Raw genomic sequence first — 9,565 nt, 5'->3', positions numbered from 1 at the left:
GTCTGGTGAGCGGCGCCCCGCGCGCGCCCGGCTGCGGCCCGCGTGCGCGTTCTGTTAGCGCTCTCACGCCGGTTGCGATTCTCCGGGCCGTGGCGGGCGCTCTCGCGCGGGCCCGCCCCCGACCAGGTCCTGCATGCGCAGCCGGGTGAGCGCGTCGAGGGCGGCGAACGGCTCGTCCAGCAGCAGCAGTTCTGGTTCGCGCAGGAGCGCCCGGGCGAGCGCCGCGCGCTGTGCCTCGCCGCCGGACAGCGTGGCGGGCCAGGCGCGCTCGTGGCCGGCCAGGCCCACCTCGGCGAGCGCCCGCCGCCCGGCCTGCCGGGTGGTCTCGCCGCGCGGCAGGCCGATGGTGACGTTGCCGAGCACCCGCTTGGACGGGACGAGCCGGGGCTCCTGGAAGACGATCGTGCGGGCCGGGGGCACCAGCACCGTGCCCCCGTCGTGCCGGTCGAGCGCGCCGAGGATGCGCAGCAGCGTGGTCTTGCCGGTGCCGCTGGCGCCGAGCAGGGCCAGGAACTCGCCGCGGGCGATGTCCAGGTCCAGGCCGTCGAGCACGTGCCGGTCGCCGAAGGTGCGGCGCAGGCCGCGGATCCGGACGGCGGCGTCCACGGTCGCGGCCGGTGCGGGGGCGGTGACGGGCGCGGTGGTCATCGGGAGCCTCCGGTGGGTGTCCGCCACGGCATCAGCAGGCGTTCCAGCCCGCGGACGGTGCCGTCCGCGACCAGGCCGATCAGTCCGTAGATCAGGATGCAGACGGTGAGGATGTCGGTCCGCGAGTACTCCTGCGCGGTGGACATCAGGTAGCCGATCCCGGCGGTCGAGTTGATCTCCTCCGCGGCGATCAGGGCGATCACGCTGAGCGTCATCGACAGCCGCAGGCCGGAGAGCAGCGCCGGCAGCGCGGCCGGCAGGACCACCTGGCGGACCACGGCGAGCCGGCCGAGTCCGAAGCTGCGCACCGCCTCCACCAGTTTTCGGTCGGTGTTGCGCACACCGCCGGAGGCGGAGACGTACATCGGGAAGCTGGTCGCCACCGCGATCAGCACGATCCGGGCGGTCTCGCCGATGCCGAACCAGACCATGAACAGCGGGACGAAGGACAGGAACGGCACGGTGCGCAGCAACTGCACCGAGGAGTCCAGGAGTTCCTCGCCGAGCCGGGAGAAGCCGGTGAGCACGCCGAGCACCAGTCCCGTGCCGGCGCCGATCGCCAGTCCGCTGCCGGCCCGGGTCAGGGAGACCCGCAGGGCCTCGCCGAGCTGCCCGTCGCTCCACAGTTCGCCGAACGCGGCGAGGACCTGGCCCGGGGAGGCGAGCAGGGAGGGGCTGAGCAGGCCGGAGGCGGAAGCGGTGATCCAGGCACCGAGAAGGGCCAGCGGGCCCAGGGTGCGCAGGGCCGTGCCCACCCCGCGCCGGCGGGGCCTGGCCAGGCGGGGCCGCGGGGGTACCAGCGCGGTGGTCACCGGGCCTCCTTCGGGAGGGCGGCGACGTCGATCAGGTACGGCTTGACGTCGAGGTACTCCTTGGTGATCCCCTGGTCGGCGAAGAACCGGGCGACGGTGTGGAAGTGCTCCAGGTCGGCGCCGTTGATCGGCTCGACGGTGCCCCGGGCCCGGTCGATCGGGACCTGCACGGCCTGCTGGGCGGGGCTGACCGCCTCCGGCCCGGCGGTGGTGTTGACGTTGAGGTACGCGGCCGGGTCGGCCTGCTGCTTGAGGCCGGCCTCGTGCAGGTACTCGTAGAACGCCCGGACCACCTCGGGGTGCTGCTCGGCGAAGCCGGTGCGGACGGCCCACACGGCGTAGTTCTCCGAGCCGACCTCGCCGCCGGTGACCAGGAAGCGGGACTTCCCGCCGGCGAGCTGCGGCACCGCGTAGGTGGCCCAGGTCGACCAGGCGTCGACCTGGCCGGAGGCGTACACCGGGCCGATCTGGTTGGGCTGCAGGTAGACGCGCTGGACCTGGTCGACCGGGACGCCGTTCTGCTGGAGGGCCTTGAGCAGGAGGTACTCGGCGGTCCCGCCGTGCCAGACCGCGACCTTCCGGCCCGCGAGGTCCTTGACGGTGTGCAGGGGCGAGTCGCTCTTGACGATGATGCCCTCGCCCAGCTTGTCGGGGGCGGTGGCGGCGAACAGGCGGAAGCCGGGGGACTGGGCGAGCGCGGCCGTGGCGGAGGTGATCGAGCCCTGGGCGACGTCCAGGGCGTTGCTGTCGAGGGCCTGCGCGGCGGGGGCGAAGGGGCCGGAGGTCCCGGTCCACTGGACCTTGGCGTGCACCTTGGCCAGGGCTCTGGCCAGTGAGCCGTCCTTCTTGCCGAGGGCGAGGACCCCGGAGTTGCCGTCCTCGGGGATGCGGATGGTGATGGTCGCGCCGGTGCTGTCACCGCCGGTGCCGGAACCGCCGGTCGTCGAGGAGCAGGCGGCGAGGGCGAGCGAGCTGAGCAGGGCGGCGGTGGTCAGGGTGAGGCGGCGGATCGTCATGGCGGCTGTGCTCCAGAGATCTGGCGGTGGGAAGGGGCAGTGGGAAGGGGGGTCAGGTGGTGAGCAGGGCGTGGGCGCGCCGCAGCGGTTCGGGATCGGCCCAGGCCCGGACGTCCACCGGCGCGGGCAGGAAGCCGTGTGCCGAGAGGAACCGCTGCTGCCGTTCCAGCAGGGCCAGGCGTTCCTCGGACAGGTCGAGGCCGAGGCCGTCGGCCGTGGCGGCGGCCCGGTAGGCGCCGGCGACGCCCTCGGGCCCGGCGCCGGTCTCCGCGCCGAGGATCCGGGCCAGCTCGGCCGGGTGGCCGCGGGCCCAGTCCGCCGACTCCAGCAGCACCGCCAGGAAGCGGGCCACCAGGTCCGGGTGCTCGTCCAGCAGTCGCTGGTGCACGGTGACCGGCCGCGGGGTGCCGTTGTTGACCCTGGCCCGGCGGTCCGGGGCGGCGTCGAGGTCGACGGCCACCCGGGCGCCGTACCGACGGGCCGCTTCGACGGCGAGTGCACCCTTGACGTACACCGCGTCCACCCGGCCGTCCCGCAGCGCGGCCAGCTCGCCCTCCCACTGGCCGTCGGGGGAGCCGGGCACCTCGACCAACTCGGCGTCGGCCAGGGTCAGTCCGGCCAGGGACAGGGCGCCGGCGTGGCCGTGCAGGGCCATCGCCCGCCAGAAGTCGATGGCGATCGGGTGGCGGGGCACGGCGAGGCGCAGCCCGGCCAGTGCGGCCGGGGAGTCGACCGGGCTGTCCTCGCGGACGAGCACCGCCTGGCGCTCCTCGATCCAGGTCAGGGCGATCAGCCGGGTCGGCTCGCCGCGCGAACGCGCCCACAGTGCCGGCACGTTGCCGCCCTCCCGGAACAGGCCGGGCAGCTCGTGCGTGAAGTGCGCCCCGGCCAGCCGGCCGTCCGGCGGCAGGTCCTGCAGGGAACGGACGGTGATCCCGTCCGGTGCGAACTCCTCGGCGAGGCGGCCGCGATCGGCGGCGACGCCGGTGGCGGTGGGAACGGGGCAGCGGGTGAACCAGAGTTCGTCCGGCAACGGACACGCTCCAGAGGGGGGGAGGGGTGAGCGGGCGGGAGGGCGGCTGTGCCGCGGAGTGGGAAGGCGCGGTCAGCGACAGGAGGGCGCCGAGGCGGCGCGCAGCGGGCGGCACGGGGTCATCGCGGGCTGCTCCTTCCTGCCTCGGTGGTCCTGCGGTGCGTCTGCCGAGGACACTTCCACGGCCGGTCGACGGGCGGCAAGGTTTCCCACATTGCGGGAAGCGATCGTCATCGACCGTTGATGACGGGCAACCCGCCGTTCATGATCGTGAAACAGTTGCCAAATGCTGAAATACCTCCGCATGCTTGGGACATGACGACCGACACCCGCGCGAGCACCGGATCACCCGGCAGCGCCCCCGGCGGCGCCCAGGCGGTCAGCCGCGCCCTCGGCCTGCTGCACTGCTTCCGCGACAACGCCGGCGAGCTCAGCGCGTCCGACCTGGCCCGCCGCACCGGCCTGTCGGTCTCCACCGCGCACCGCCTCGCCCGCACCCTGGTCGCCGGACACTTCCTCGAACAGGACGAGCGCACCTCCCGTTACCGGCTCGGCCCCTCCGTCGCCGAACTCGGACGGCTCTCGCTGCACCAGCGCGGCATGCACCGGGCCGAACCCGAACTCGCCGAACTGGCCCGCCGCACCGGCGCCACCGCCGACCTCGCGATCCGCAGCGGCCCGCACGCGGTGATCCTGGTCGGCGGGTCCGTCGACCCGGAGGCCGGCCTCGGGCTGCGCCGCCCGCTGCACTCCACCGCGCTCGGCAAGGTCCTGCTCGCCTGGGCCCGCCCCGGCGAGGACGACCTGGACGGCCTGGTGCTGACCGCCCACACCGAGCACACCATCACCGACCCGGCCGCGCTGGCCGCCGAACTCGCCCTGGTCCGCGAGCGAGGCTACGCACTGAACGAGGGCGAGTCCGCGGTCGGGGTGCGCACCCTGGCCGTGCCCGTGCTGAACGCCAGGGGCGAGGCGCACTCCGCGCTCGCGCTGCGCTCCACACCCGAGCTGCTCGACGACGCGGCCCTGCCCCGGCAGCTGGCCCGCGCCCTGGCCTGCGCGAACGCCTTGGAGATCCTGCTGCTGCCGCCCGGAGAGCGGCGGGTCCGCAGCGGGGAGTGACCCCCGCCCAGCCCCGTGCGGACCCGTGTGGCCTTTGGGGTTGCAGTAGAGCCGCGTCGCGGGGGCCTACCGGGCGATGGGAGCCGGGCCTCGGCGTATTCGACGCGCTGCGCCGACGGATGGGACGCGTTGCGCTCGGCGGGCCGCGGTCGCCGCGAGCGGGGACAGGCTTCGCGCCAGTGGCGGCCGGTGCACCGGTGAGCGCCGGCGCGGGTGGCGGCGACCCCGTGCGCCAGGTTCGGCGACCGAGGAGGTGCACTCCATCTCGGTCCTGCGGTCGAGGTGGTTCACGGGCGCGCCGATGATTGTGCCGGGAAGCCGGAGTGGGGCTTCGGCTCCGCTTCGGTCGGGTGGTACGGGGACGGGTGCGAGGTCGGGGACGATGGCGTGTCCCTCGACCGCGCGTCCGATCTGGCGATACTCGGTCACGGGGTGGCGATGACGAGGAGCGTCCTGGCGGGGGCCGGCCCGGCGAGGCGGCAGCGGTGGGAAACGTCGCCGCGGTGGTGGGCACTCTGTCCGGCCCGAAGGGTGAGCGGCTCCTCGCCCCGGATCTCCAGGACGACCTCGCCCTCCAGGACGTAGAGGAAGTCCTCCCCGGGGTGCTCGAACCAGCCGCGCTCACCCTGGCCGGGTTCGAAGTGGTGCTCGTAAGCCTCCATCAGACTGCTGCGCCCGCCGGGGATGAGCACCTGCGCGATCTGGCCGGCGCCCTCGCTGACCCGGATCACCTGCGGATCGCTCTCGTGGCTGACGGTGCCCGGGCGTGCGGGCGGCCGTAGGAATGCTCCCGGCGGAACGTCCAGGGCCTCGGCGATGCGGTAGATCGAGGTGAGGCTCGGGGTGGTGAGCCCGCGTTCCAGCTGGCTGAGGAAGGGCTGGGAGAGGCCGGAACGGGCGGCGAGTTCGGCCATCGGGACGCCGCGCTCCTTGCGGCGGCTGCGGACCAGTCGGCCGACGGCGAGGGCCTCGGGGGTGGGTTCAGGTCGGGACACGTTGGTGAACGTATCCCATCGCTACGGGGTGGACGGAGACCCCGGAAACGTTTCGCACGGCTGCAACATGCTGTTTATAAGTGTGGTCAATTATTGGTGTCACTTATATCGGCTCGGGTGGACGCCCGGCAGCCATGAGGAGACGACCGCGTGCACCCCACCGGACCCCCGCCCGACCGGGCCCTGACCCGCCTTGCTCCGCCACTGGCAGCGGCCGTCGCCGTGCTCGCCGGCTGGACCGCGCTGGCGGCCTCCGGCACGGTGGCCCAGGGCCTGCTGCCCTCCCCCGCCGCCACGTGGCGCGCCCTCGACGAGAGCGCCCGCACCGGCACCCTCTGGAGCGACCTGGCCGCCAGCCTCGGCCGGGCCGGGCAGGGGTACCTCCTCGGCGCCGCCGTGGGCAGCGCGCTGGGCTTTGCCACCGGCTACCTGCCGCGGCTGTCCGCCGCGGTGACCCCGCTGGTCTCCTTCCTGCGCCCCATCCCCGCGATCGCCCTGGTACCGCTGGCCACCGCCTGGTTCGGCATCGGCGAGACCGCCAAGCGCCTGCTGATCGCCTACGCCGTCCTGCTCGCCGTCTGGCTCTACGTCCACCACGGGGTCTCCCGGGTGCCCGTGGCCCACCTGCGCGCCGCCCGCTCACTCGGAGCGCCACTGCACCGCCGGTTCGTCGAGGTGCTGCTGCCGGCCGCCCTGCCCGCACTGCTCGCCGCACTGCGGTACGGAGCCTCGGTCGCCCTGCTGGCCCTGGTGGCCGCCGAACTCGGCGGCGCACAGAGCGGACTGGCCTACCGCCTGCAGGTGGACGGGCAGTACCTGCGGACCGACCGGATGTTCGCCGGGCTGCTGGTACTGGGCCTGCTCGGCGTGGCCGTGGATCTCGCCCTGGCCGCGCTCGGCCGCCGGATCGTCCACTGGAGTGAGTCATGAGCCGCAGCATCCACCTGGAAGGTCTGGCAGTCGGCCACGGGCCGCGCCGGCGCAATGCCTCCGTCCTCGCACCCACCGAACTCGAGCTCACTGCCGGCTCGTTCACCGCCGTGCTCGGACCGAGCGGCTGCGGCAAGTCGACCCTCCTCAACGCCGTCGCGGGCTTCGTCCGCCCCACCGCGGGCCGGGTGCTCGTCGATGGCCGACCGGTCGCCGGCCCGGGACCGGACCGGGGCATGGTCTTCCAGCACTACGCGCTGTTCCCCTGGCTCACCGCCCGCGGGAACGTCGAATTCGCGCTCAAACGCCTCGGCCTCCCGCGCGCGGAACGCCGCCGCCGAGCACTGGCCGCACTGGCCGACGTCGAGTTGGTCGACGGCGCCGAGAAGTACCCGGCACAGCTCTCCGGTGGCATGCAACAGCGCGTCGCCCTGGCCCGGGCGCTCGCCGCCGAACCCGACGTCCTCCTCATGGACGAGCCGTTCGGCGCCCTCGACGCCCTCACCCGAACCCGGATGCAGAACCTGCTCCTCCGGCTGTGGCGGCGCACCGGAACCACCGTGCTCTTCGTCACCCACGACCTCGACGAGGCGCTCGCGCTCGCCGAACGGGTCCTGGTCCTCGGCGGGAAGCCCGGCCGGGTCCTCGCCGACCACACCGTCCCGTCGGGCCGACCCGACCCCGCACTCCGCACCCTGATCGCCCACCGGCTCGGCCACGGCTGAGCCACCATCCTCCGTCCACCGAAGGAAACCCTCACCATGTCCAGACCCCGCACGGCCCTCGCCCTGCTGCTGGCCACCCTGCTCACCACCGTCGCCACCGCCTGCTCGACCACACCCGCAGCGGCCGGGGACCCGACCGTGACCATCGCCGGCGGCGACTACCTGGGCGGCGCCCCCGTCTACGTCGCAGAGGACCACCGGCTCTGGTCCACCGAACACGTCGAGGCGAAACTGCAGGCATTCGGCACCGGACGGGACGCCCTCAACGCCGTCCTCGGCGGCCAGGCCCAGCTCGGCATCGTCGGCGACCTGCCCGCTGTCACCGCCGCCCTCACCGGGCGCGACCTGCACATCGTCGCGGACCTGTCCAGGTTCTCCGACTGGCGGCTGCTCACCCGCACCGACCGTGGCATCACCGGCTTCGACCGCCTCAAGGGTCACCGGATCGGCCTGCCCCAAGGCACCAACGTCGAGTACGCACTCTCCCGCATACTCGCCTCCACTGGCCTCACCGCCGGCGACATCCACATCGTGAACCTCGCCCCCAACCAGGTCCCCGCCGCCCTGGCCCGCGGCGACATCGACGCCGGCGCGACCTTTCCCAGCTTCTACGACGCCACCCGCACCGTCCTCGGCGACCGCTACGCCGAACTGCGCTTCACCGGCTACACCGCCCACACCCTGCTGGTCGCCGGCCCGGCCGCGACCGACGTGGGCACCACCGCCGTACTGCGCGCCGTACTGCGGGCCCAGGCCGAGCTGACCGCCGACCCGGCCGCCGCCCGCCGCGCCGTACTCGCCCAGTCCCACGGCACCCTGCAGAGCGGCTACGTGAACGTCGTCCAGCCCGCCTACGAGTACCGGCCGACGCTCTCCGCCGAACTGCTCCAGCAGCTCCAGGACGAGGCCGGCTGGGCCAAGGTCGCGCAGGGCCTGCCGGGCGCCGCGGACCGCGCCGCACTGCTCGGCCGACTGCACACCGGCCCGCTCGCCGCCGTCGACCCGGCCGCCGTGACCGTCCGCTGAATCCCCCTACCCGACCCGTCCAGGAGTTCCCGATGACCGTCGACCAGAACACCCTCCGCCGGCGCGGCCTCGGCCTGCGCGCCCACGACCCCGCGCGCAGCTGGGGCGGCTACACCCTCTACACCCCGATCGCCGGCCCCGGCGACGTCCACCTGATCGACATCGAGGGCCGCCCCGCCCACACCTGGCGGCTGCCGCACCCGCCCGGGCGGCACGCGCAACTGCTCGCCAACGGCAACCTCTTCTACCAGGGCAAGGACACGAACAGCCCCAGCCTCTTCCCGATCTGGGACGTCTACCACGGCGGCGTCCTCCAGGAGATCGCGCCCGACGGCACGGTGGTGCGCGAAGTCCGCCACCCCTACCACCACCACGACGCCTCCGTGCTCCGCAACGGCAACCTGCTCGTGCTCGGTGTCGAACCGCTCGCCGCCGCCGACGCCGCCCGGATCCGCGGTGGCATCGCCGGCTCCGAGGCACCCGACGGAGTGATCTACGGCGACGTCGTGTACGAGCTGACCTGGGACGGCGAAGTGGTGTGGCGCTGGGCGGCGATCGAGCACCTCGACCCCGAACAGACCCCGCTCAACCCGCACTTCGCGCGCGAGCACTGGCCGATGGCCAACACCGTCAACGAACTCCGCGACGGCGGGGTCGTGGTGGGGTTCCGCAGCGCCTCCACCGCCGTGGCGATCAATCGTGCGGACGGTACGGTGCGCTGGCGGATCGGCCCGGACGTGCTCGCCCAGCAGCACTACCCGCACGAGCTCGCCGACGGACACATCCTGGTCTTCGACAACGGCACCTACCGGGACACCACCTCGGTGCCCTACTCGCGCGTCGTCGAGATCGACCCGGCGGACGGCCGAACGGTCTGGACCTACGAGGACAACCCGCCGCAGAACTTCTACAGCCCCTACATGTCCAGTGCCCAGCGCCTGCCCAACGGCAACACCTTCATCGCCGAGGGCTCCTTCGGCCGCCTCTTCGAGGTCACCCCCGAGGGCGACGTGGTGTGGGAGTTCGTCGTCCCCGAGTTCGGCGCCTTCGGCCGGGGTGTCGGCCTGGAGTCCTCCCGTGGCGCGCAGAACGCCGTCTTCCGGGCCTACCGGTACTCCGGCGAGCAGATTCCCTGGCTCTGACACCGGTCCGACACTCCGGGTTGCGGGCGGGGGGGGGGCGCCCCCCCGCCGGGGCCGGCCCGGGCCCCCCCCCGCCCCGAAACAAGAAGAACCACCGCCCCGGGGCCCCGCCCCCA

Annotated in this window: 9 protein-coding genes and 1 pseudogene; 5 read left to right on the top strand and 5 right to left on the bottom strand. The window is 73.8% G+C overall.

Going from position 1 to position 9,565, the window contains the following annotated elements:
• Positions 1–113: 113 nt before the first annotated feature.
• The 4 genes and pseudogenes from ACFV0G_RS21065 to ACFV0G_RS21050 all read right to left on the bottom strand — a co-directional run.
• Positions 114–648, bottom strand: a pseudogene (locus tag ACFV0G_RS21065) (ATP-binding cassette domain-containing protein); the annotation flags it as partial.
• On the bottom strand, positions 645–1,460 hold the full coding sequence (locus ACFV0G_RS21060) for an ABC transporter permease (RefSeq protein ID WP_380549821.1): 816 nt from the start codon (positions 1,458–1,460) through the stop codon (positions 645–647). The gene ACFV0G_RS21060 and the pseudogene ACFV0G_RS21065, both read right to left, overlap by 4 nt.
• Complete coding sequence (locus tag ACFV0G_RS21055; protein ID WP_380549818.1) at positions 1,457–2,476, bottom strand: NrtA/SsuA/CpmA family ABC transporter substrate-binding protein; 1,020 nt, start codon at positions 2,474–2,476, stop codon at positions 1,457–1,459. Before ACFV0G_RS21055 ends, ACFV0G_RS21060 begins: the two co-directional genes overlap by 4 nt.
• A 52-nt stretch (positions 2,477–2,528) precedes the next feature.
• Positions 2,529–3,509, bottom strand: a complete 981-nt coding sequence (locus tag ACFV0G_RS21050; protein WP_380549815.1) for an ABC transporter substrate-binding protein — start codon at positions 3,507–3,509, stop codon at positions 2,529–2,531.
• Positions 3,510–3,824: 315 nt separating this feature from the next.
• Here ACFV0G_RS21050 and ACFV0G_RS21045 point away from each other — a divergent pair, with 315 nt between their 5' ends.
• A complete protein-coding gene (locus ACFV0G_RS21045) occupies positions 3,825–4,631 on the top strand; it encodes an IclR family transcriptional regulator (RefSeq protein ID WP_380549812.1) in 807 nt (268 codons plus the stop codon).
• Between the two features lie 425 nt (positions 4,632–5,056).
• Here the strand turns inward: ACFV0G_RS21045 and ACFV0G_RS21040 are convergent, their stop codons facing one another.
• Entirely contained in the window at positions 5,057–5,626 is a 570-nt protein-coding gene (locus ACFV0G_RS21040) for a helix-turn-helix domain-containing protein (protein WP_380549809.1), read from the bottom strand.
• A 150-nt stretch (positions 5,627–5,776) separates the two neighbouring features.
• Here ACFV0G_RS21040 and ACFV0G_RS21035 point away from each other — a divergent pair, with 150 nt between their 5' ends.
• From ACFV0G_RS21035 to ACFV0G_RS21020, 4 genes are read left to right on the top strand one after another with little or no spacing between them, the layout of a single operon-like run.
• Positions 5,777–6,556, top strand: a complete 780-nt coding sequence (locus ACFV0G_RS21035; protein ID WP_380549806.1) for an ABC transporter permease — start codon at positions 5,777–5,779, stop codon at positions 6,554–6,556.
• A complete protein-coding gene (locus tag ACFV0G_RS21030; protein WP_380549803.1) occupies positions 6,553–7,281 on the top strand; it encodes an ABC transporter ATP-binding protein in 729 nt (242 codons plus the stop codon). Before ACFV0G_RS21035 ends, ACFV0G_RS21030 begins: the two co-directional genes overlap by 4 nt.
• A 36-nt stretch (positions 7,282–7,317) precedes the next feature.
• Positions 7,318–8,307: an ABC transporter substrate-binding protein gene (locus ACFV0G_RS21025; RefSeq protein ID WP_380549800.1), complete on the top strand. Its 990-nt coding sequence runs from the start codon at positions 7,318–7,320 to the stop codon at positions 8,305–8,307.
• Between the two features lie 32 nt (positions 8,308–8,339).
• Positions 8,340–9,449: an aryl-sulfate sulfotransferase gene (locus ACFV0G_RS21020; RefSeq protein ID WP_380549797.1), complete on the top strand. Its 1,110-nt coding sequence runs from the start codon at positions 8,340–8,342 to the stop codon at positions 9,447–9,449.
• Positions 9,450–9,565: the final 116 nt, after the last annotated feature.

The organism is Kitasatospora sp. NPDC059571 (assembly GCF_042735675.1).
Taxonomy (GTDB): Bacteria; Actinomycetota; Actinomycetes; order Streptomycetales; family Streptomycetaceae; genus Kitasatospora.
Note: the sequence above shows the minus strand (reverse complement) of the source record. Positions and strands in the feature narration are given on the sequence as shown.

Excerpts from the sequence above, each read along its gene's own strand:
- ACFV0G_RS21030 (WP_380549803.1), top strand. The coding sequence starts at position 6,553 with ATGAGCCGCAGCATCCACCTGGAAGGTCTGGCAGTCGGCCACGGGCCG.
- ACFV0G_RS21055 (WP_380549818.1), bottom strand. The coding sequence starts at position 2,476 with ATGACGATCCGCCGCCTCACCCTGACCACCGCCGCCCTGCTCAGCTCG.
- ACFV0G_RS21025 (WP_380549800.1), top strand. The coding sequence starts at position 7,318 with ATGTCCAGACCCCGCACGGCCCTCGCCCTGCTGCTGGCCACCCTGCTC.
- ACFV0G_RS21020 (WP_380549797.1), top strand. The coding sequence starts at position 8,340 with ATGACCGTCGACCAGAACACCCTCCGCCGGCGCGGCCTCGGCCTGCGC.
- ACFV0G_RS21045 (WP_380549812.1), top strand. The coding sequence starts at position 3,825 with ATGACGACCGACACCCGCGCGAGCACCGGATCACCCGGCAGCGCCCCC.